Genomic DNA, 21,045 nt, shown 5'->3' on the forward strand with positions numbered 1-21,045 from the left:
CACCGGTGATCATGAAGTTGTTGTCGCGACACGCCGATGCGGGTGACAACAACTTCATGATCAACGAGACCGACCCTCCCCAGCGGGGGGCCGGGGAGGGTCGGTGAGGGAAAGACAGGGTCAGCGACCGGCGGGCTTGAGGCCCAGGGGCTTGCCGAGCAGGGACTCGCGGCGCACCGCGAGGCGGTCGGCGACCTGCACGAGCGCCCGGGCGGCCGGGGCGTCCGGCTCGGCCAGCACGATCGGGTTGCCGGCGTCGCCGCCCTCGCGCACCCGGGTGTCCATCGGGATCTGCCCCAGCACCGGCACCTGCGCACCGATGGTCCGGGTCAGCGACTCGGCGACGGCCGCGCCGCCGCCGGTCCCGAAGACCTCCATCCGGGAGCCGTCCGGCAGCTCCAGCCAGGACATGTTCTCGATCACGCCGACCACCCGCTGGTGGGTCTGCAGCGCGATGGCGCCGGCCCGCTCGGCCACCTCGGCGGCGGCCGCCTGCGGGGTGGTGACGACCAGGATCTCGGCGTTCGGCAGGAGCTGGGCCACCGAGATCGCGATGTCGCCGGTGCCCGGGGGCAGGTCGAGCAGGAGGACGTCCAGGTCGCCCCAGTAGACGTCGGCGAGGAACTGCTGCAGCGCCCGGTGCAGCATCGGGCCGCGCCACACGACGGCCGCGTTGCCCGGGGTGAACATGCCGATCGAGATGACCTTCACGCCGTGCGACTGCGGCGGCATGATCATGTCCTCGACCCGGGTGGGCGCGCCGTCGGCGCCGAGCATCCGGGGCACCGAGTGGCCGTAGATGTCGGCGTCGACCACGCCGACCGAGAGGCCGCGGGCGGCCAGCGCGGCGGCCAGGTTGACCGTGACGCTGGACTTGCCGACGCCGCCCTTGCCGCTGGCGACCGCGTAGACGCGGGTGCGGGAACCGGGCTGGGCGAACGGGATGACCGGCTCGGCGGTGGCCCCGCCGCCGCGCAGCTTCGACTGGAGCTCCTGGCGCTGCTCCGGGCTCATCACGCCGAACTCGATCTGGACGCCGGCCACGCCGGGCACCGCCCCGACGGCGGCCGTGATGTCGGTACGCAGCTTGTCCTTCAGCGGGCAGCCGGCCACGGTGAGCAGCAGCTCGACCCGGACCACGCCGTCGTCGCCGATCTCGGCGGAACGGACCATGCCCAGCTCGGTGATCGGCCGGCGGATCTCCGGGTCGTTGACGGTGGCCAGGGCCGCCTGGATCGCGTCGGAGATGGTGCTGACGGGTGCTGACATGTCCGCAATGCTACGTCGGTGGTCATCGGCGTCCGCCGCTGGCGGGGGCCGGTGTGAGCGAATCGATGGCCGCCCGAGGGGTGGACGGGCCGTGCCGCGAAGTGGGACGATCGCACCGAACGCCGCTCGCCTGGCCCCTTGAGGCGCGCGGCGTTCAATACGTTCGGGCTCAGCCCTCGAACCGCCCGTCGCGGGCGAAGTCCCCGTCGAGGTCGTCGCGGGGCTCGTCGAGCGGCTCCCCGCCGGCCTGCCGCCGGGCCTCGCGCTCCTGCTGGCGGCGCTCCAGCTTCCGCCGCCGCTCGGCCGCCTCGTCCAGCTCCTCGGCCAGCCGGGTCAGCTCCGAGCGGAGGAAGTCCCGGGTCGCCACCTCGCCCAGGGCGATGCGCAGCGCGGCGATCTCCCGGGCCAGGTATTCCGTGTCGGCCTTCTGCATGGTCGCCCGCCGCCGGTCCTCCTCCAGCGCGATCCGGTCCCGGTCGGCCTGCCGGTTCTGCGCGAGCAGGATCAGCGGGGCCGCGTACGAGGCCTGGAGGGAGAGCACCAGGGTCAGGAAGGTGAAGGTGTACGGGTCGAAGCGCAGGTTCGCCGGGGCCAGGGTGTTCCACGCGAACCAGGCGGCGATCACCAGCGTCATGTAGACGATGAAGTTCGCGGTGCCCATGCCCCGGGCGATCCCCTCGGACCAGCGGCCGAAGGTCTCCGCGTCGATCCGGGGCAGCCGGAGGCCCCGGGGCGCCCGGGGCTGGTCCAGTCGCTCTCGTCGCTGGTCAGCCATTGTCGCCGTCCAGCGGCGCGTCGTCGTCGGCCGGCGCGGTGGTCATGGCGTCCCGGTCCCGCCAGTCGCGCGGCAGCGAGTGGTCCAGCACGTCGTCCACGGTCACCGCGCCGACCAGCCGCATGCTCCGGTCCACCACGGGCATGGCGACCAGGTCGTACGTGGCCATCCGGCGGGTGATCTCGGGCAGCGGGGTGGTCGGCCGCAGCGGGTCGATGTCGTTGACGACGACCTTGCCGAGCAGGTCGGCCGGTGGCTCCCGGAGCAGCGCCTGGAAGTGGACCATGCCCAGGTAGCGCCCGGTCGGCGTGGTGAGCGGGGCGCGGGTGACGAAGATCTGCGCGGCCACGGCGGGGGAGAGCTGCGGCTCGCGGATCCGGGCCAGCGCCTCGGCCACCGTGGCGTCCGGCGGCAGGATCACCGGCTCGGAGGTCATCACGCTGCCGGCCGTGCCGGAGGCGTAGCGCAGCAACTGGCGGACCGGGGTGGCCTCGTCCGGCTCCATGAGGTCGAGCAGCACGTCCTGCTCGGGCGGGGGCAGCTCGTTGAGCAGGTCGGCGGCGTCGTCCGGGTCCATCTCCTCCAGCACGTCCGCGGCGCGTTCCCGGTCCAGCGCGGCCAGGATCTCCACCTGGTCGTGCTCGGGCAGCTCCCCGAGCACGTCGGCGAGGCGCTCGTCGTCCAGCGCGGCGGCCACCTCGTTGCGCCGGGCGTCGGGCAGGTCCTGGAGGGCGTTGGCCAGGTCGGCCGGGCGCATGTCCTCCAGCACGGCGAGCAGGTTGGCCGTGCCCCGGCTGTCGGCGAGGCCGCCGAGGCCGCGTACCCGGTCCCATTCCACCTGGTGCAGGTGGCCGCGGCGGGCGAGCCGGCTGGTCTGCTCGCGGACGGCGACCCGGGTCAGGGCCCACTCGCCGCCGCGGCTGCTCTCCATCGCCACGTCGACCACCGAGCCGGCCTGCCCGGTGTCCAGCTGCACCCGCCGGTCCAGCAGCTCCTGGAGCACCAGCAGCTCGTTCGGGCGCTTCTCGAAGCGGCGCAGGTTGAGGGTGCCGCTGCCGAGCACCACGGCGTCCGCGTCGATGGAGGTGATCCGGTTGATGGAGAGGAAGATGCGCCGCCGCATCGGCATCTCGGCGACCAGCCCCACCACCTCGGGCGGCCGTTGGGTCGGCCGCATCCGGGCGACGGCGTCCCGGATCCGGCCGACCTGGTCGCCGTTCGGGTCGAAGACGGCGACTCCGGCGAGTCGAGCGATGTAGACCCGGTTCGGCGTGCTCACGGGCACCAGCCTAAGGGCCTAGTGTTTATCAACATGTCGACCTTGGCCTACGAGATCGTGGACGTCTTCACCGATCGCCCGTTCGCCGGCAACCCGCTGGCCGTGGTGTTCGGCGCGGAAGGGCTCGCCACCGAGCAGATGCAGGCGCTCGCGGTGGAGTTCAACCTGTCGGAGACGGTGTTCGTGCTGCCGCCCACGCAGGTCGGTGCGACGTACCGGGCACGCATCTTCACCCCGGCCGAGGAACTGCCGTTCGCCGGCCACCCCAGCGTGGGCGCCGCGGTTACGGCGAGCCGCCGCGGCATGTTCGATGTGGGCAGGATCACCCAGGAGTGCGGCGCCGGGGTGCTGCCGATCGAGGTCACCTCCACCGGCGCGACGCTCACCGGGGGCACCCCGACCCTCGGGCCCGAACTCGACCCGGAGCCCCTGCTGGAGATGGCCGGCCTCACCGCCGCGGACCACGCGGGCCCGGCGCCCCGGGTCGCCGGCTGCGGGCTGGAGTTTCCCTACCTTCCGGTACGCCCGGACGCGGTGGCCCGCGCCAAGGTGAACGCGGCGGCGGCGGAGCGGTACGGCGTGGAGCACGTCAGCGTCTTCTCCTGGGACGCCGACTCGCAAACCGCGCACGCGCGCGTCTTCGTGCCGGGCCTGGGCGTGCCGGAGGACCCGGCGACCGGCTCGGCCGCCCTGGGTCTGGGCGTCTGGCTGGTGGCCAGCGGGCTGCTGCCCGGCGAGGGCCGCTCCGAGTACGCGGTCCGCCAGGGCGTCGAGATCAACCGGCCGTCCGCGCTGGCCTGCACGGTGACCGCGGCCGGCGGCGTGGCAGTGGGCGCGACGGTCGCCGGCCATGTCATGCCGGTGGCCCGGGGCGAGATCGCCGTCCCGCCCTTCGTGGGCTGAGACGGGCCGGAGGCCGGCGCGGTAGCGTGCCGCTGGGGGAGTGGTCCACCCCGGCCAAGGCCGGGATGCGGGAGGATGCCGGAGTGAGCGACGAGGTCGAGCGGACCGTCACACCGCTGGTGGACGAGGCCGTGAAGAAGGCGGCCATCTGCTGGGTCAGCGTCGACGGCGGCCCGGCGTACGGCCTCTGGTGCCTTCCGCTCGACGGCGCGCTGCTGGTGGTGAGCGGCCCGGGCGAGCAGCCCGCCCCCGGGCTGGCCGACGCGGACGCGGCCGAGGTGACCCTGCGCGGCGACCACGGCGGGCGGATCGTCACCTGGCCGGCCCGGGTGACCCGGCTGCGGCCAGGCAGCGAGGAGTGGGAGACCGCCGCGCCGTTGGTCGCCGCCAAGCGGCTGAACGCCCCGGGCCCGTCCGCCGACCTGGTGGCCCGCTGGGCGGCCGAGGGGTGTGCGGTGAACCGGCTCAGCCCGGCGGGCACCGGCGTGGCGGGCGCCGACCTGCCGGCCGGTTCGCTCGCCGAGCAGCCCCGGGAGACCACGGCGGTGCGGGCCACCCGCAAGCCCTTCCGGCTGCACAAGGTCCGCCGGCGCTGAGCCGCCCCGGCCCGTCAGCCGACGGCGACCGGGTCGAGCAGGTCGAGCACCTCGGTGAGCGACGTCAGCGCCCGGCCGTCCCAGCCGTGGTCGGCGTTGAACACCATGTGACGGGCGAGGTCCGGGGCGGCCAGCCGGACGGCGGTCATGCCGGCCCGCTCGGCGCCGGTGAGTTCCTGGCTGCCGCCGTCACCGACGTAGAGGCAGTCGGCCGGCGTGAGATCGAGCCGGTGGCAGGCGGTCAGGTAGAGCGTCGCGTCGGGCTTGCAGCGCCCGACCTGCACCGAGAAGACCCGGACGTCGAGCAGCGGGGCGACCGCCAGTTGGGGCAGGAACGCCGGCAGTTCGTGCGTGCAGTCGCTGATCAGGCCGGTGCGGACGCCCTGCCCGCGCAGCGCGGCCAGCACCGGCACCGCCTCGGCCCGCAGCCGGGTGTCGGCGCGCACCGCCCGGTGCCGGGAGGCGACGGCGGCGCGTACCGCCTCGTCGGAGGGGTGCACGCCGGCCTGCCCGCAGACCCAGCGCAGGGTCTCCTCGGCGTCGCCGAACCGCCCGCTGGCGCGCTGGTAGTAGCTGCGGTCGAGGACCTCGATCAGGGTGTCGACCGAGCAGCCGAGCAGCTCGGCGATGGTCCGGTGGGCGGACCCGCGCTGGACGCAGCGGGTCAGCGTGCCGAAGAAGTCGAACAGCACCGCCTGGTATCTGGGCATGGGGGAACGGCTCCGGACGTCGAGGGGGGATCGCCGGGACGCGCATGATCGTAACGGAGTGCTGACGGTCCGTGGTGCCCGACGGCGTGTGAGTATTGCTCCCCGTGTCCCACGCACCGCACCGCCCGCCGCTCGACGCGCTGACCGTCGGCGCGCTCGCGCTGGCCGTCACCGCCGTCTCGTCCTCCGCGCCGCTGGTCGCGTTCGCCGCCGCGCCGGCCCTCGCCATCGCCTTCTGGCGCAACGTGCTCTCGGTGGCCGTGCTCGGCCCGGTCTCGGTGACCCGGCGGCGGGCCGAGTTCCGGGCGCTGACCGTCGGCGCGGGCCGGCGGGAGGGGCTCTACTGCGTACTCTCCGGGGTGGCGCTGGCCGCCCACTTCGCCACCTGGATGCCGAGCGCGCAGCTCACCTCCGTGGCCGCGGCCACCGCGCTGGGCGCCACCCAGCCCGTCTGGCAGGGACTGATCGCCCGCTGGCAGGGGCGGCGGCTGCCCGCGGCGGTCTGGGCCGGCATCGCGGTCGCCGTGCTCGGCGCGGTGCTGGCCACTGGGGCCGACTTCGGCGTCTCCGGCCGGGCCTTCGCCGGTGACCTGCTGGCCGTCGCGGGCGGCATGTTCGCCGCGGTCTACACCGCCCTCGGCGAGCGGGCCCGGGCCAGCATCAGCACCACCACCTACACCACCATCTGCTACGGGGTCTGCGCGGCGATCCTGCTGGTGGTCTGTCTGGCCGGCGGGGTGCGCCTGCACGGCTACGACGGTGGCACCTGGCTGGCGATCCTCGGCCTGGTTGCCGGCGCCCAACTCCTCGGCCACTCGATGTTCAACTACGCCCTGCACCGGGTCTCCGCCACCACGATCAGCGTGCTGATCCTGCTGGAGGCGCCCGCCGCGGCGCTGATCGCCGGGGTCTGGCTGGGCCAGTTGCCCCGCCCGCTCGCCCTGCCCGGGCTGGCCCTGCTGCTGGCCGGCGTGGCCGTCGTCATCCTCGGCGGGGCCCGGGCCGGCCGCCGCACCGTGCCGGTCGCGGTGCCCGCCGACCCCGCGCCGCTGATCGACTGACCCGCTTTCGCGGAAAGTGCTCCCCGCCGGACCGGTTTCGGTGAAAGTGCGGGGGGTGGGAGCGGCAGGGCAAGGCGGCGACGAGGCCGAGCGGGGGACGGTCGTCACCCCGTCGGCTGAGTTCCCGCCGCTCGGCCAGGAGGAGCGGGCGGCCCTGGGTCGGATCGGGGAACGCTGGCAGGAGCCGCGCAAACCGGACGACCTGCCCGTCGACCCCACGCTCGGGCGCAGCGGGCGGCCGCCGCAGCCGACCCGGTTCGGCCGGCTGGCGCCGATCGAGATGTTCACCGTCGAGGAGCCGGATGAACTGGTCGCCAGCGAGCCGGCGCACCTGCCCGGCTCGCGGGCCGGCCGGCTGCTCACCCGGACCCGCCGGACGCTGTTCGGCCCGCCGATCTCCAGCGCCTCCGTGCTCTACGAGCGGATGCGCAAGCTGGTCGCCCTGCCCGTGCTCTCCTCCGACCTGCTCAGCTCGGTGGCGTACGGGCCGGAGGCGATGCTCAGCGTGCTGGTGCTGGCCGGCAGCGCCGCGCTCGGGCTCTCCCTGCCGCTGGCCGCCCTGCTGGTGGTGCTGATGATCGCGGTTGGGGTGTCCTACCGGCAGACCATCCCGGCGTATCCACACGGGGCCGGTTCGTACATCGTGGCCGGCGACAATCTGGGACCTGTCCCGGGGCTGGCGGCAGCGGCCGGGTTGATGCTCGACTACGTGCTGACCGTGTCGGTGTCGGTGGCGGCCGGGGTACGTGCGGTGACCTCGGCGGTGCCCGGGCTGGCCCCGGTCGCCGTGCTGCTCGGGGTGCTGGTGATCGCCGTGCTGCTCGCCGGCAACCTGCGGGGCGTACGCACCGCCGGAAACATTTTCGTGCTGCCCACGTACGCCTTCGTGGTGTCCGTGCTGGCGTTGCTGGTGGTGGGCTATGCGCGGGCGGCGGGGCGGGGGTTCGCGCCGGTGCCGCCGCCGGAGCTGCCGGCGGCCGAGGGGCTGGGCGTGCTGCTGGTGCTCCGCGCGTTCTCCTCCGGTGCGGTGTCGATGACCGGCATCGAGGCCGTGTCGAACGCTGTCCCCGCCTTCCGCCGCACCGAGTGGCGGAACGCCCGCACGACGCTGGGCTGGATGGTCGCCATGCTGGTCGTGCTCTTCGCCAGCCTGGTCGGGCTGATCCATCTGGACGGTCTGGTCCCGCTGCCAGGCGAGACGCTGCTCTCCCAGCTCGGCCGAGCGACCTTTCCGACCGGCCCCTGGTACGCGGTCCTCCAGGCCACCACGGCGCTGATTCTGCTGCTGGCGGCGAACACCGCGTTCAACGACTTCCCCCGGCTGCTCTTCTTCATGGCCCGGGACGGCCACGCCCCCCGCCGGTTCCTGCACATGGGCGACCGGCTGGCCTTCAGCAACGGCCTGGTCGCGCTCTCGCTCGCCGCAGGGCTCGTCTTTGTCACCTTCCGAGGCAACACCGAGTCGCTGATCCCGCTCTACGCCGTCGGCGTCTTCCTCGCCTTCACCCTGTCCCAGGCCGGCATGGTGGTGCACTGGCGGCGCCGCCGCGGCCGGGGCTGGCGCCGGCGCCTCGCGGTCAACGCCGTCGGCGCTCTCCTCTCCGGGCTGGTGCTGCTGACCGCCGCCGTGTCGAAGTTCACCGAGGGCGCCTGGGTGGTCGTGGTCGCGGTGCCGCTGCTGGTCCTGCTGTTCCGGCGGATCCACCGCCACTACGCCACGCTGAACCGGGCGCTGGCGCTGCACCCGCCCGCGACCGCGGCGCCCGGACCCGCCGGGTCCGCCGAGGGCGAGGAACTGCCCCAGGAGGTACGCCACCTGGTCGTCGTGCCGGTGGCCCGGCTGAACCGGGCGTCGCTGCGCGCCCTCGCGTACGCGGCGTCGCTGGGCCAGCCGACGCTGGCCGTGCACATCGCCCCCGAGGAGAGCGAGGCGGACCGGTTCCGCGAGCAGTGGCGGGCCTGGGGCGACCACCTGCGGCTGGAGACGATCGTGTCGCCGTACCGGGCGGTGATCGGGCCGCTCGCGCACTACCTGGAGGCGCTGCACACCACCCGGCCCGAGCTGACCCTGACCGTGATCGTGCCGGAGGTCGTGCTCCGCCGCCGCTGGCACCGCCCGCTGCACAGCCGCGCCGAGCAGCGGCTCCGCGCCGCCCTGCGGGCGCTGCCCGGCGTGGTGGTCACCAGCGTCCCGGTCCACCTCGCCGAGTGAGCGTCAGACGTCGTGGACGTCGAGGACCTGGGTGGTGGGGGCGGCGTCGCCCAGGGCGGCCCGCAGCGCCAGCCGCTCCGGGTCCACCAGGAAGGCGTCGTAGCCGGCCCGCGCGGCGAACCGGATGACGTGCACCTCGGTCTTCCCGTCCCCGGTGCGCAGCCGTCGCTCCAGCCGCCCGCCGTGCCGCCCGAGCAGGGCGAGCACGCCGTCCTCGTACCGCCGGCCGCCCTCGGGGTCGGCGCTCAGGTCGACCAGGGCGACCACCCGGAGCACCCCGGCCGGGTCCTCGACGAGCGGCTTCCAGAAGTGGTGGTCGACGTGGCCGCCGGGGATGCCGTCCCGGATGCCGGTGTCGGTGTAGCCGTGGCGGCGGTAGAAGTCGGGCGCCTGGAAGGAGAACGAGGCCACGGAGATCTCGGTGCAGCCGCGCCGCCGGGCCTCCTCCTCCGCGGCGCGGAGCAACCGGCCGCCCCAGCCCTCGCGGCGGCGGTCCGCCCGCACCCAGACGGTGTTGATCCCGGCCCGGCCGCCCCAGGTCCACCCGGTCAACCCGGCCACCAGCTCGCCGTCGGGTGCGACGACGCGCACGGTGAGGTCGGCCTCGTCGGTGGCGCCGGTGGCGTCGTTGTTGAAGGCGGTCAGCTCGCGGTCGATCCGAGCGGCCAGCTCGGCGTCCGGGCCCCCGACGTGCAGGGTTGCTCCCTCGTGCTCGGTCATGCGGCGCAGTATCGCAGCGACCGGCCCGGCGGGGAGACCCGGAGACGGCTCAGGCGTCGATCCCGACGGCCTTGGCGCTGGCCGCCCAGAGCCGGGCGGCGAGGGCCGGGTCGCTCGCCTTGGGCAGCGGTCGGCGGAGCCGCCGGTCGGCGTAGTAGCCGCCGTCGACCAGCCGGGCCGGGTCCTGGTTGGCCAGCCAGACCAGGGTTTCGGCGCCCCGCTCGGGGCTGCGGAACGGCAGCAGCCGCATGCCCAGGGCCACCAGCCGGCTGTCGTTGCCGAACCGGGTGCGCACCACGCCCGGGTGGAACGAGTGCGCCTTCATCTCCGGCCAGCGCCGGGCCGCCTCGGCGGTGAACAGGATGTTCGCCTGCTTGCTGGTCCCGTAGGCGCGCATCGGCCGGTATCGGCGCAGCACGGCGTTGAGGTCGTCCGCGTCGAGCACGCCGCTGCGGTGCGCGCCCGAGGCGGTCACCACCATCCGGCCGACCCGGTCCCGCAACAGGTTGCTGAGCAGGAACGGCGCGAGGTGGTTGGCCTGCATGCTCAGCTCGAAGCCGTCGACCGTGGTGACCGGCTGGAGCACGATCGCCCCGGCGTTGTTCGCCAGCACGTCGATCCGGTCGTACGCGGCGCGCAGCCGCTCGGCGAGCCCGCGTACGTCGTCCAGCACGGCGAAGTCCGCGCGGAACAGCTCGGGTTGCTCGCCGCAGCACTCGCGGACCCGTTCCCCGGCGGCCCGCAGCCGGGCCGGGTCCCGGCCGACCAGCACCACGCGGTCGCCGCGTCCCGCCAGGTCGACCGCGGCGGCGAGGCCGATGCCCGAGCTGGCGCCGGTCACCACCACGGTCCGACGCTCAGTGAGATCTTCCACAGGTCCATTCACCCCGGTCACGGCACGAGGTTACCGTGGCGTCACAACGCCCTTTGGGATCGTTAAGTTTCTCGTCTGTCACCTGGTGGCGTCGGCGTGCCCGCCGGACGCTGGAAGGAGCGCACCCATGGCCGCAGTCGGTCGCCCCCGCCGGTCCTGCCTCGCGGTACCCGGCTCCAGCGTCAAGATGCTCGGCAAGGCCCAGGGCCTCCCCGCCGACCAGGTCTTCCTCGACCTGGAGGACGCGGTCGCCCCGCTGGCCAAGCCGGACGCCCGCAAGAACATCGTCGCCACCCTCAACGAGGGCGACTGGGCCGGCAAGACCCGGGTGGTCCGGGTGAACGACCTGACCACGCCGTGGACCTACCGGGACGTCATCGAGGTGGTCGAGGGCGCGGGGGCCAACCTGGACTGCATCATGCTGCCGAAGGTGCAGAACGCCGAGCAGGTGCACTGGCTGGACCTGCTGCTCACCCAGATCGAGAAGACCCTCGGCCTGGAGGTCGGCCGGATCGGCATCGAGGCGCAGATCGAGAACGCGGCCGGCCTGGTCAACGTCGACGCGATCGCGGCCGCCTCGCCCCGGGTCGAGACGATCATCTTCGGCCCGGCCGACTTCATGGCCTCGATCAACATGAAGTCGCTGGTGGTCGGTGCGCTGATCCCGGACTACCCGGGCGACCCCTACCACTACATCCTCATGCGGATCCTCATGGCCGCCCGGATGCACGACAAGCAGGCCATCGACGGGCCGTTCCTCCAGATCCGGGACGTGGACGCGTTCCGCGAGGTGGCGAAGCGCTCCGCCGCGCTGGGCTTCGACGGCAAGTGGGTGCTGCACCCGGGCCAGATCGACGCGGCCAACGAGGTCTACTCCCCGGCCCAGGCCGACTACGACCACGCCGAGCTGATCCTCGACGCGTACGACTTCTACACCTCGGAGGCGGGCGGGAAGCTCGGCGCCGTGATGCTCGGCGACGAGATGATCGACGAGGCGTCCCGCAAGATGGCGTTGGTGATCGCGGCCAAGGGCCGGGCCGCCGGGATGAGCCGCACCACCTCGTTCACCCCGCCGGAGTGACCTCCGGCCGTTGACCGCGACGGGCCGCCCCGGCCGACCGGGGCGGCCCGTCCGCGTCAGTAGGTGCTGGAACTGTCCGAGTTGATGGCGATGATGATCATCACGATGTAGAAGATGATCAGCAGCACCAGCAGGGCGGTGAGGATCCAGCCCACGATGATGGCCGCCTTCGCCATGCCCTCGCCCTGCTCGCCGGTCTGCCGGATCTGCTTCCGGGCGACGTGGCCCATGATCGCGCCGATCGGGGCGGTGATGCAGGAGGTGAAGCCGACCAGCGAGAGCACCAGCGCCACGATGGCCAGGGTGTTCGTCTTGCTGGACGGGGGCGCGTAGCCGGGGTACGCCGCCGGCGGGTAGCCGGCCACCGCGTAGGGGTCGCCGGGCGGCGGGTAGCCGGGCACGGCGTACGGGTTGCCGGGCGGCGGGTAGCCGGGCGCGGCGTAGGGGTCGGCGGACTTCGCGCCGGCGTACGGGTCGGCGGGCGCGTACGGGTCCGCCGGGGTCGGCTGGGTGGGGACGGGGTTGCCGGCCATCGGGAGGGTCGGGTCGACCGGCGGGCTCGACTGTGGCCCGGCCGCCGACGGGTCGTGCCAACCACCGGGCGGTGGGGAATAGGTCATCAGATCATCTCCATGGACGTGGTGCGGTCAGGGTAGCCACCGTCGGGCAAGTCGCAGGGACCCCTTTCCGGGTGCCGCGTTGCCCGGAACGTCCACAGCGGGCAGGATCGCGGCATGGCACTTGACGCGCGCGGTGGTCGGTCTCGACGGGACGTCAGCCGGCCGGGCCTGGTGCGCCGGCCCCGCGGCGGCGCCCCGGCGGGCTCCGCCGACCAGGACCAGCCGGCACCGCTGGAGGAGCCGGCCACCATGCGCCTGGACGGCCGCGTCGCGCTGGTCACCGGCGCGGGCAGTCCGGACGGCATCGGGTACGCGACCGCGCGCCGCCTCGCCGACCTCGGCGCCCGGGTGGCGATCGTCTCCACCACGCGGCGGATCCACGATCGCGCCGGCGAGCTGGGCGTCACCGGCTTCGTCGCGGACCTCACCGACGAGTCCGAGGTGGGCGCGCTCGCCGACGCGGTGGCCGAGCAGCTCGGCGACGTCGAGGTGCTGGTCAACAACGCGGGCCTGGCCAGCCGGGCCAGCCCGGAGGTGCTGCGGCCGGTGGCCCAGCTGACCTACGACGAGTGGCGCGGCGAGATCGACCGGAACCTGACCACGGCGTTCCTGTGCAGCCGCGCGTTCATCAGCGGGATGGCCGAGCGGGGCTGGGGGCGCATCGTCAACCTGGCGGCCACCGCCGGGCCGGTCAACGCGCTGCCCACCGAGGCCGCCTACGCGGCGGCGAAGGCCGGCGTGGTCGGGCTGACCCGGGCGCTGGCCATGGAGATGATCGCCGACGGGGTGACCGTGAACGCGGTGGCGCCGGGCATCATCCACACCGCGGCGTCCACCATGGTCGAGATCAAGCAGGGTCTCGGCACCCCGGTCGGCCGTCCCGGCACGCCGGACGAGGTGGCCGCGGCGATCGCCTTCCTCTGCTCGCCGGCCGCCTCCTACATCACCGGGCAGATGCTGGTGGTCGACGGCGGCAACAGCGTCCGGGAGGCCGAGTTCCGCTGACGGTCAGTAGGTGCTGCCGTTGTCCGAGTTGGCCCAGATGGCCAGGCCGATCCAGCCGCAGCAGACCAGCAGGCCGATCGCGGTGAAGACGTAGCTGAGGATCAACCCCCAGGTGGCCAGCTGGTCGCCCTCCTCGCCGGTCCGCCGGATCTGCCGCTTGGCCAGGTGGCCGCAGACGATGCCGGCGGGGGCGAAGACGAAGGCGAAGACCAGCGACAGGATGGCGAGCACGTTGGGCCCGCCGCCGCGTGGCTGCGGGCCGGGGCCGGGCGGCCCGTACTGGCCGTACGGGGGTTGCGGGGCGTACGGCGGCTGGGCGGCCCCGGGCGGCTGGTGCCCCCAGTGCGGCTGCTGCTGCGGCTCCCCGTACGGCTGGCCGTAGGCCGGCGGCTCGTACGGCGACGGTGGCTGCTCGGGCTCACCGGGTGGTTGGCTCACGTCCCTCCCCGCCCTCTCGTCGCAGGTCGACGGCCCTCTCTCTTGCGGACGCTACCCGCAGCGGTGAACCTTTTCACAGCGGTTGTGTGGACTGGTCACCTTGGCTCCGCCGGTCCCGGGGCCGATACTGACCCAGCGTTCAGTTACCCACGAGTAATGCGCCGATCCCCCGGAGGCTGAGATGGCCCGACTCGCCCAGACGCCCGGCCTGACCGACGTGCAGCGGTCGATCCTGGAAACCGTCCGGGAGTTCGCCGACAAGGAGATCATCCCGCACGCCCAGCGGCTGGAGCACGCCGACGAGTACCCCACCGACATCCTCGACGGGATGCGGGAGATGGGGCTGTTCGGCCTCACCATCGACGAGGAGTACGGGGGTCTCGGCGAGTCCCTGTTGACCTACGCTCTCGTGGTCGAGGAGCTGTCCCGGGGCTGGATGTCGATCTCCGGCATCGTCAACACCCACTTCATCGTGGCGTACCTGATCTCCCAGCACGGGTCGGCGGACCAGAAGGCCCGGCTGCTGCCCCGGATGGCCACCGGCGAGGTGCGCGGCGCCTTCTCGATGTCGGAGCCCGAGTGTGGCTCCGACGTCTCGGCGATCAAGTCGAAGGCGGTCCGCGACGGCGGCAACTACGTGCTCAACGGCCAGAAGATGTGGCTGACCAACGGCGCGTACTCCTCGGTGGTCGCCACGCTGGTCAAGACCGACACCGGGGCCGACTCGGTCTACGGCAACATGAGCACCTTCCTGCTGGAGAAGGAGCCCGGCTTCGGCGAGACCGCCCCCGGCCTGACCATCCCCGGCAAGATCGACAAGATGGGCTACAAGGGCGTCGAGACCACCGAGATGGTGCTCGACGGCGTCACCGTTCCCGCCTCGGCGGTGCTCGGCGGCGAGGAGAAGGTCGGTCGCGGCTTCTACCAGATGATGGACGGCATCGAGGTCGGCCGGGTCAACGTGGCCGCCCGCGCCTGCGGCATCTCGATCCGCGCCTTCGAGCTGGCCGTCGCGTACGCCCAGCAGCGCCGCACCTTCGGCCAGCCCCTCGCCAAGCACCAGGCCGTCGCGTTCAAGCTCGCCGAGATGGGCACGAAGATCGAGGCCGCCCACGCCCTCATGGTCAACGCGGCCCGGCTCAAGGACGCCGGCCAGCGCAACGACGTCGAGGCCGGGATGGCCAAGCTGCTCGCCTCGGAATACTGCGCCGAGGTCGTCCAGGAGGCGTTCCGCATCCACGGCGGCTACGGCTACTCCAAGGAGTACGAGATCGAGCGGCTCATGCGGGAGGCCCCGTTCCTGCTGATCGGCGAGGGCACCTCGGAGATCCAGAAGACGATCATCAGCCGCGGCCTGCTGAAGGAGTACAAGCTCTGACCGACGCCGGCAGCGCGTTGATCAAGAAGTTTGCGTCAGATCCGGCCGTGCCGGTGACGCAAACTTCTTGATCAACTGGGCCGGGTGGGGTCAGGTGCTGGAAGGTGTCGGCGGGCCCGGGTTGTCAGGGCCTTCGGGTCGTCGGCGTACAGGCGGATCTCCCGGACCGGACGGCTCGGGCCCTTCGGCAAGGGCACCGACAGCGGCTCCCGCAGCACCACGTCGATCGCGGTCTGGCTGCCGACGCCGAGGTTCAGCACCGTCGGGTCGTCCGGGTCGTACTGGACCGCGCGGCTGGACGGCAGCGACCGGTAGCGCGCCTCCACCCGGGCGACGGCGGCCCACGGGACCAGCACGTCGAGTGAGATGCCGTTGCGGATCCGCAGGCCGGTGTCGTCGACGACGTGCGGGTGGATCCGGAGGCTGGCGAGCAGGCCGACCATCCACAGCACGCCCCAGACGCCGAGCCCGATGAGGACGTGCCGGACCGTCGGCCAGCCGACGGTGTGCCGGAGGATCAGGTCGAGGACCGGGATCTCGAGGGCGGACAGCGCGATGAAGACGCCGAGGATCGGCTGGACCACGCCCACGTAGGCGAAGGTCTCCGCGCCCGGCGCCATCCGGTAGGGCCGCCGCAGGACCCAGCGGGCCAGGCTGCGCCACATGCCCCACTCGTACGTCACCGCGCGGCGGGCCAGCCGGACCACGTCGATCTCTGCCATCCCCCGCCCACCTTCCGTTTGCATTGCAGTTGCAACGTAAACGCTCGCGGGCGGCGTGTCAATGCAGTCGTATTGTGAAAGCATGGGGGGATGCCGAAGCGGGTCGACCACCGGGAGCGTCGGGCACTCATCGCGGACGCGCTGATGCGGGTCGCGGCCGAGCAGGGCCTGGAAGCGGTCAGCCTCCGGCACGTGGCCGCCGCGGCCGGGGTCAGCGCCGGGATGGTGCAGCACTACTTCCGCACCCGGGACGAGATGATGACCTTCGCGCTCGCCGTGGTCCGGGAACGCAACGAGGCCCGGGTGACCCGGGCCATCAGGGCGCTCGGCGCGACCCCGGCGCCCCGCGCCCTGCTGCGGACCATGCTGGCCGAGCTGCTGCCGCTGGACGAGGAGCGCCGCGCCGACGGCCGCGTCGCGCTCGCGTTCCTCGCCTACACCGCCGTACGCCCCGCCGTCGCCGCCGCGCTGCACGACGAGACGGCCGCCCTCCTGGGCTTCATCGCCCAGCTGATCCGCGCCGGTACGGTTGAGGGCGTGGACCCGGAACAGGCCGCGGTCGGGTTGCTGGCGGTGATGGAGGGGCTCGGCATCTACCTGCTCGGCGGTCACTACCCGCCGGAGACCGCGCTGGCCGCCCTCGACACCCAGCTCGACCTGCTCTTCGGCCCCGAGCCGTCCCCCGCGGGGCGCGGACGCTAGCCGCGCCGGCTCAGGCCCCCGGCGGCCCGCTCGATGATGAGGCAGCGGTCCTCGACGTAGTCGATCCTCGCCTCCTCGGCGATCCGCCGCGCCTCGTCGGAGAAGATCCCGAGCTGCAACCAGACCGCCGGCGCGCCGATCGCCACCGCCTGCCGGACCACCTCGACGGCGTCCCGCGCCGGGCGGAACACGTCGACCAGGTCGACCGGGTGCGGGATGTCGGCCAGCGACGGGTACGCCTTCTCGCCGAACAGCTCGTCCACGGTCGGGTTCACCGGAATGATCCGCCAGCCGTGCCGCTGCATCTCCAGCGGCACGCGGTGCGCGGCCTTGCCCGGGGCGCGGGACGCGCCCACGACGGCGATCACGGCGGAATCGGCGAGGATCTGCTGGGCGGAACGCATTGGCCGAGCCTAACCCCGCCGGCGGCACACGGCCGCGCTCCCGGTCACAGTAGGGAGAGCTGCTCGGCCGCCGCCGGTGCGGGCGGGGCGGGCAGTTGCCGGTTGTCGCCGACCTCGCCCCGGTGCAGCCCGTGCCGGCGGGCCGCCATCCGCACCCGCGCGGTCACCTCCCGCTGGTAGGCCTGCGGCGCGTACGCCCCGGCCTGGTAGAGCTGCCGGTAGCGGGGGACCAGGTGCGGGAACTCACGGGCCAGCCAGCGCGCGTACCACTCGCGGGCGCCGGGGCGCAGGTGCAGGGGCAGCGGGGTGACGCTGGTGGCCCCGGACGCGGCGACCGCGGCGACCGTCGCGTCGATCGACTCGTCGTCGTCGCTGAGCCCCGGCAGGATCGGCGCCATGAGCACCCCGACGGAGAAGCCGGCGTCGGTGAGCCGGCGTACGGCGTCGAGGCGGCGACGCGGGCTCGGCGTGCCCGGCTCGACCGCCCGCCACAGCGCCTCGTCCACGAACCCCACCGAGTAGGACAACCCGACCCGGGTCACCTCGGCGGCCTGGCGCAGCAGCGGCAGGTCCCGCAGCAGCAGCGTGCCCTTGGTCAGGATCGAGAACGGGTTGGCGAAGTCGCGCAGCGCCGCGAGGATCTGGGGCATGAGCTCGTAACGGCCCTCGGCTCGCTGGTAGCAGTCCACGTTGGTGCCCATGGCGATGTGCGCGCCGCGCCACTTCGGCGCGGCCAGTTCCCGGCGCACCAGCTCACCCGCGTTGACCTTGACGATCACCTTGCGGTCGAAGTCCGCACCGGCGTCGAGGTCGAGGTAGGTGTGCGTGTTGCGGGCGAAGCAGTTGTGGCTGACCACCCCGTTGGCGATGAAGTCGCCGGTGCCGGTGGTGATGTCCCAGAGCGGAAGCTCCAGCCCGAGATCCTCGATGCTCGCCACCCGCAGCCGGGCCCGGCACTTGAGCGCCATGCCCTCGATCGACCGCTTGCGGGTGACCGCCGGATCGGTCAGGTGGAAGAAGCGCAGCCGCTCCGGCAGACCACCGGTCAGCCGGAGCTGGCGGCCCCGGTTGAGGTTGCCCGGGTCGTCGAGCACCCACCGGAAGCCGAAGCGGTCCAGGGCGGTGGCCGCCAGGCGCAGGCTCTCGTCGTCGCCCACGTTGATCCGGAACACGCCCCGCCGGCAACTGCCTGCGGCGTCGAAGCTGCCGGCCAGGAAGCCCAGCCACCAGTCGTCGGTCGGCTCGTCCTCGGGGTGGATCAGCCCGGCGACCGCTTCGGCGTCGCCGGGGCGGGCGGTGCGGATCGGGGTGGTCGACCGGCGGCCGGCCCGGACCGGCGGGCCGGCCATCCGCTCCGCGCCGATCCCCGCGTCGGCCAGGAACCGCTCCGCGCGCTCCACCGCCTCCTCGTCGGCGGTGGCCAGCCGGAACCGGCTGCCCGGGTGGTCGGCGTCGCGCACCACCGCGCAGAGGTAGCCCCGGCGGTAGTCGGCCGAGCGCTTCGGGGCGGAGGCGAACCCGCCCGTGCCGAGCAGGCGGTTGCGGGTGGTCAGGTAGGGCCGCCGGCCGCCGCCCCGCATGCTGCCGGTGACGTGCTTCCAGCCGCGCTCGGTGAGGAACCGGTGGTCGCCGCTGGCGACCAGGGTGGTGCCGTCCTCCAGCGTCACCCGGTAGGCCCGCTTCACCGTCGACCATGTGTCGCGCACGGTGGTCACCACGTAGTGCCGGTAGGCGCCCCGCCGCTCGGTGCCGTAGATCCGGTCGCCGACCGCCAGCTCGCTGATCGGCTTCGTGCGCCCGTCGGCCATCAGGATCGGCGTGTCACCCCCCAAGCAGTAGACGCAGGCATGGGAGCAGCCGCGATAGGGGTTGATCGTCCACTCGAACGGGACGCGGGACTGGCCCGGCACCCGGTTGATGATCGACTTGGCCCGCACCTCGTAGAAGGTCATGCCGGCGAAGCCGGGGGTGTCGAACGTGCGGGCGATCGCGCCGGGGAGCGCCAGCGGCAGGGGTGGAGCCGCTGGCGCTGCCCCGTCGGGAGTCCCCTCGTCCGGGGGAGCGGAGAGGTTGTCCCAGCGCATGTGCTTCATTCGAACATGCGTACGAACGAAGCGCAAGTGACCCGCCGGACACCGGCCACCGGAGTGGGGGCGGCGGGGTGCAGGATGGAGGCATGGAGACGTCGACCTTCGTCTACGACGGCGACTGCGCGTTCTGCACGAAGTGCGCGCGGATCATCGAGCGCTGGATCCCGACCCGGGCCCGGGTGCTGCCCTGGCAGTTCGCCGACCTCGACGCGCTCGGCCTGACCGTCGCCGAGTGCGACGGGGCGGTGCAGTGGGTCGGCGCGGACGGCGTACGCGCCGCGGGTCCCGACGCCATCGCCCGGCTGCTCGGCGACAGCAACCCGCTCTGGCGCACCGCCGGCGCCGGTCTCCGGTTCCCTCCGGTACGCGCCGCCGCCTGGCCGGCGTACCGCTGGGTGGCCCGCAACCGCCACCGCCTGCCCGGCGGCACCGCGGCCTGCGCGGTCCCGTCCGCCGGGCGCAACTGAGGCCGGAACCCGCCGGTCAGTCGGGCAGGCCCGTACAGGCGGCCCCGTCGATGGTGCACGCCGTGGGCGTGGCGCTGATGGCCGCGCCGTCCACCCGGAACGTGACCCGGACCGTGCCGTGGCCCGGCACCCGGCTGGCGTCCCCCTCCGGCACGAAGGTCCACGTCGCGCCGTCCCGGCTGGCCCGGGCCCCGGTGACCGAGGTGACCCGGAGCGACTCGCGGGGCAGCACGACGACCAGGGCCCAGGTCGGCGCCGGCGCCGGACCCGGGTTGTCGATCGTCACCGCGGCGCCGTAGCTGAGCAGGGCGTTCTCCTCGACGGCGAACGCGGCGCCCAGCGGGATCGAAGGGGGCCGCGCCGGGGTGGTCGCCGGCGGCGCGCCGGTCGACCGCAGCGCGGCCGGCGGGACGGGGGCCACGGGCGCGGCCGTGCTCACGGGCGGTGTGGACGTCCGCGGGGTGGCGTCGCTCGGCTCGGGCTGATCGCCCGGCGTCGCGGTCGCCACCGGGCCGGTCGCCGGCCCGCTGCCGGCCGGCCCGACGGCCACCGGGGTCAGCCGCTCCGGCGTACGCAGCACCGTGACGATCGAGTACGCGGTCGCCAGCAGCACCCCCAACGAGGCGGCGATCGCCACGTACGCGAGCCGTGAGCCGTCACGCCGCCCGACGACGGCGCGACGCACGGCCCCGACCGCGGCGACGAGCCCGTCCAACACGATGATCGGCAGGGTCCGCCGTGGCGGGGACGGTGGTGCCGGCACTGGGCCTTTCCCCCTTCAGGTCGTCCATCGGGCCGGAGTCCGTGGTCTCCGGTCCCGGCGGTCTCCGTCCGTCACAGCGTGCGGAGGCCGTCGAGCAGCGCCTCGAGCAGTTCCCTGGACGGCGCCCCGGACAGTGACGGTGGCTCGTGCGTCTCGATCAGCCCCGCCTCCAGCAGGTCGCCGAGCAGTACCCGGACGGTACCCAACGGCAGGTCCAGTTCCGCAGCGACCTCCGCCACCGACAGTGGACGGTGGCACCGCTCGATTATGCGGGCCTGTTCGGGAAAAAGCTGCGCGGAGGCGGGGGCCGCCCGCCGGGTCACCACGAGGGAGATCAGGTCGAGCTGGCCGTGGTCGGACGTGATGCGGCCGCGCGTCACCGTGTACGGCCGGGCCACCGGCCCGGCGTCCTCGTCGTACCACGCCTCGTCATGGTCTCCAGTGGTGCGCACCGCTGATCCCGCCTGTCACCGTCCGGGCCGGTTCGAGATAGACGGGCAGGGCCCGCTCGGCCTGCGCCGCGAACAGCGCCACCTCGTACGCCATGTCGCCGACGTCGGCGTCGCCGCCCATCCGGACGGTGAGGATCGCGCCGCCCCGGGTGGTGGCGACGAACACGAACGAGCGCGACATCTGCACGACCACCTGCCGCAGCCCGCCGGCCAGGCACACCCGCCCGGCGGCCTGGCCCAGCGCGTACAGCCCGCTGACCAGGCTGGAGACCTGCTCGGCGACCTGGTCCTCGACGTGTCGGGACCGGCCGAGCAGCAGCCCGTCGGGGGAGAGCACCACGGCGACCTCCGCCCCGGGAACCCGGTCCACCAGGCCGTCCAGGGCGGCGGTCAGGCTGTCGGTGGCGACCGCTGAATGCGTCATCTAGGTCCTCTCCCGCTGTTGCGGAGCGTTGTTTCGGGGGGTGGCGGGGCCGGTGGGTGCGGGTCGGACCGCCCCGGACTGCCGGGTCCGGGTCGGTCCT

The 21,045-nt window shown here is 73.6% G+C and carries 23 protein-coding genes; 9 read left to right on the plus strand and 14 right to left on the minus strand.

Translation table 11 applies throughout. From position 1 onward, the window contains the following. Positions 1 to 120: 120 nt before the first annotated feature. The 3 genes from F8274_RS20130 to F8274_RS20140 form a co-directional block, all read right to left on the minus strand. Positions 121 to 1,269 carry an Mrp/NBP35 family ATP-binding protein gene (locus F8274_RS20130; protein ID WP_151463924.1) on the minus strand — a complete coding sequence of 383 codons (1,149 nt, stop codon included), beginning with the start codon at positions 1,267 to 1,269 and terminating at the stop codon, positions 121 to 123. Between the two features lie 169 nt (positions 1,270 to 1,438). Further along, the gene (locus tag F8274_RS20135; protein ID WP_151463925.1) at positions 1,439 to 2,044 is read right to left on the minus strand and encodes a DUF1003 domain-containing protein; all 606 of its coding nucleotides are present in this window, start codon (positions 2,042 to 2,044) and stop codon (positions 1,439 to 1,441) included. Next, positions 2,037 to 3,323 carry a magnesium transporter MgtE N-terminal domain-containing protein gene (locus F8274_RS20140; protein WP_151463926.1) on the minus strand — a complete coding sequence of 429 codons (1,287 nt, stop codon included), beginning with the start codon at positions 3,321 to 3,323 and terminating at the stop codon, positions 2,037 to 2,039. Before F8274_RS20140 ends, F8274_RS20135 begins: the two co-directional genes overlap by 8 nt. 33 nt (positions 3,324 to 3,356) lie before the next feature. Between F8274_RS20140 and F8274_RS20145 the strand changes: the two genes are divergently transcribed. Together F8274_RS20145 and F8274_RS20150 are read left to right on the plus strand one after the other, a co-directional pair. Beyond that, complete coding sequence (locus F8274_RS20145) at positions 3,357 to 4,226, plus strand: PhzF family phenazine biosynthesis protein (protein ID WP_151463927.1); 870 nt, start codon at positions 3,357 to 3,359, stop codon at positions 4,224 to 4,226. An 83-nt stretch (positions 4,227 to 4,309) separates the two neighbouring features. Next, positions 4,310 to 4,822, plus strand: coding sequence for a hypothetical protein (locus F8274_RS20150; protein WP_151463928.1), 513 nt, complete (start codon positions 4,310 to 4,312; stop codon positions 4,820 to 4,822). A 14-nt stretch (positions 4,823 to 4,836) separates the two neighbouring features. On the opposite strand, the gene F8274_RS20155 is transcribed toward F8274_RS20150, so the two are convergent. Then, the gene (locus tag F8274_RS20155) at positions 4,837 to 5,532 is read right to left on the minus strand and encodes an HAD family hydrolase (RefSeq protein WP_151463929.1); all 696 of its coding nucleotides are present in this window, start codon (positions 5,530 to 5,532) and stop codon (positions 4,837 to 4,839) included. 104 nt (positions 5,533 to 5,636) lie between these two features. Here F8274_RS20155 and F8274_RS20160 point away from each other — a divergent pair, with 104 nt between their 5' ends. Continuing rightward, on the plus strand, positions 5,637 to 6,593 hold the full coding sequence (locus tag F8274_RS20160) for a DMT family transporter (protein WP_151463930.1): 957 nt from the start codon (positions 5,637 to 5,639) through the stop codon (positions 6,591 to 6,593). 55 nt (positions 6,594 to 6,648) lie between these two features. Next, positions 6,649 to 8,805, plus strand: coding sequence for an APC family permease (locus F8274_RS20165; RefSeq protein WP_151463931.1), 2,157 nt, complete (start codon positions 6,649 to 6,651; stop codon positions 8,803 to 8,805). A 3-nt stretch (positions 8,806 to 8,808) separates the two neighbouring features. Here F8274_RS20165 and F8274_RS20170 read toward each other — a convergent pair whose 3' ends face one another. Both F8274_RS20170 and F8274_RS20175 read right to left on the minus strand, forming a co-directional pair. Further along, on the minus strand, positions 8,809 to 9,525 hold the full coding sequence (locus F8274_RS20170; RefSeq protein WP_151463932.1) for a GNAT family N-acetyltransferase: 717 nt from the start codon (positions 9,523 to 9,525) through the stop codon (positions 8,809 to 8,811). Positions 9,526 to 9,574: 49 nt separating this feature from the next. Then, positions 9,575 to 10,399, minus strand: a complete 825-nt coding sequence (locus tag F8274_RS20175; protein WP_151463933.1) for an SDR family NAD(P)-dependent oxidoreductase — start codon at positions 10,397 to 10,399, stop codon at positions 9,575 to 9,577. Between the two features lie 127 nt (positions 10,400 to 10,526). Here F8274_RS20175 and F8274_RS20180 point away from each other — a divergent pair, with 127 nt between their 5' ends. After that, positions 10,527 to 11,480 carry a CoA ester lyase gene (locus F8274_RS20180; RefSeq protein ID WP_151463934.1) on the plus strand — a complete coding sequence of 318 codons (954 nt, stop codon included), beginning with the start codon at positions 10,527 to 10,529 and terminating at the stop codon, positions 11,478 to 11,480. Between the two features lie 56 nt (positions 11,481 to 11,536). On the opposite strand, the gene F8274_RS20185 is transcribed toward F8274_RS20180, so the two are convergent. Then, positions 11,537 to 12,100, minus strand: coding sequence for a DUF4190 domain-containing protein (locus tag F8274_RS20185; protein ID WP_151463935.1), 564 nt, complete (start codon positions 12,098 to 12,100; stop codon positions 11,537 to 11,539). Positions 12,101 to 12,214: 114 nt separating this feature from the next. Between F8274_RS20185 and F8274_RS20190 the strand changes: the two genes are divergently transcribed. Continuing rightward, positions 12,215 to 13,105, plus strand: coding sequence for an SDR family NAD(P)-dependent oxidoreductase (locus F8274_RS20190; protein WP_151463936.1), 891 nt, complete (start codon positions 12,215 to 12,217; stop codon positions 13,103 to 13,105). A gap of 3 nt (positions 13,106 to 13,108) precedes the next feature. Here the strand turns inward: F8274_RS20190 and F8274_RS20195 are convergent, their stop codons facing one another. After that, a complete protein-coding gene (locus tag F8274_RS20195; protein ID WP_151463937.1) occupies positions 13,109 to 13,543 on the minus strand; it encodes a DUF4190 domain-containing protein in 435 nt (144 codons plus the stop codon). 181 nt (positions 13,544 to 13,724) lie between these two features. Between F8274_RS20195 and F8274_RS20200 the strand changes: the two genes are divergently transcribed. Beyond that, positions 13,725 to 14,921, plus strand: a complete 1,197-nt coding sequence (locus F8274_RS20200; RefSeq protein ID WP_151463938.1) for an acyl-CoA dehydrogenase family protein — start codon at positions 13,725 to 13,727, stop codon at positions 14,919 to 14,921. Between the two features lie 71 nt (positions 14,922 to 14,992). Here the strand turns inward: F8274_RS20200 and F8274_RS20205 are convergent, their stop codons facing one another. Continuing rightward, the gene (locus F8274_RS20205; protein WP_151463939.1) at positions 14,993 to 15,643 is read right to left on the minus strand and encodes a PH domain-containing protein; all 651 of its coding nucleotides are present in this window, start codon (positions 15,641 to 15,643) and stop codon (positions 14,993 to 14,995) included. Positions 15,644 to 15,733: 90 nt separating this feature from the next. On the opposite strand from F8274_RS20205, the gene F8274_RS20210 reads away from it, so the two are divergent. Beyond that, a complete protein-coding gene (locus F8274_RS20210) occupies positions 15,734 to 16,345 on the plus strand; it encodes a TetR/AcrR family transcriptional regulator (RefSeq protein ID WP_192579902.1) in 612 nt (203 codons plus the stop codon). Here the strand turns inward: F8274_RS20210 and F8274_RS20215 are convergent. Together F8274_RS20215 and F8274_RS20220 are read right to left on the minus strand one after the other, a co-directional pair. Further along, positions 16,342 to 16,749 carry a CoA-binding protein gene (locus F8274_RS20215; protein WP_151463940.1) on the minus strand — a complete coding sequence of 136 codons (408 nt, stop codon included), beginning with the start codon at positions 16,747 to 16,749 and terminating at the stop codon, positions 16,342 to 16,344. The genes F8274_RS20210 and F8274_RS20215 overlap by 4 nt on opposite strands. A gap of 44 nt (positions 16,750 to 16,793) precedes the next feature. Further along, positions 16,794 to 18,842 carry an intein-containing Rv2578c family radical SAM protein gene (locus F8274_RS20220; RefSeq protein WP_370518249.1) on the minus strand — a complete coding sequence of 683 codons (2,049 nt, stop codon included), beginning with the start codon at positions 18,840 to 18,842 and terminating at the stop codon, positions 16,794 to 16,796. Between the two features lie 83 nt (positions 18,843 to 18,925). Here F8274_RS20220 and F8274_RS20225 point away from each other — a divergent pair, with 83 nt between their 5' ends. Beyond that, positions 18,926 to 19,306, plus strand: coding sequence for a thiol-disulfide oxidoreductase DCC family protein (locus F8274_RS20225; RefSeq protein ID WP_151463941.1), 381 nt, complete (start codon positions 18,926 to 18,928; stop codon positions 19,304 to 19,306). Between the two features lie 16 nt (positions 19,307 to 19,322). On the opposite strand, the gene F8274_RS20230 is transcribed toward F8274_RS20225, so the two are convergent. From F8274_RS20230 to F8274_RS20240, 3 genes are all read right to left on the minus strand, one after another. Then, positions 19,323 to 20,024 (minus strand): cellulose binding domain-containing protein, encoded by a 702-nt coding sequence (locus tag F8274_RS20230; protein WP_192579903.1) that lies wholly within the window; start codon positions 20,022 to 20,024, stop codon positions 19,323 to 19,325. A gap of 116 nt (positions 20,025 to 20,140) precedes the next feature. Next, entirely contained in the window at positions 20,141 to 20,521 is a 381-nt protein-coding gene (locus tag F8274_RS20235) for a DUF742 domain-containing protein (RefSeq protein WP_151463943.1), read from the minus strand. Beyond that, positions 20,499 to 20,945, minus strand: a complete 447-nt coding sequence (locus tag F8274_RS20240; RefSeq protein ID WP_151463944.1) for a roadblock/LC7 domain-containing protein — start codon at positions 20,943 to 20,945, stop codon at positions 20,499 to 20,501. Before F8274_RS20240 ends, F8274_RS20235 begins: the two co-directional genes overlap by 23 nt. Positions 20,946 to 21,045 lie beyond the last annotated feature (100 nt).

Origin of the sequence: Micromonospora sp. AMSO31t (genome assembly GCF_008868175.1) — a bacterium.
In the GTDB taxonomy this organism is placed as follows: domain Bacteria; phylum Actinomycetota; class Actinomycetes; order Mycobacteriales; family Micromonosporaceae; genus Micromonospora.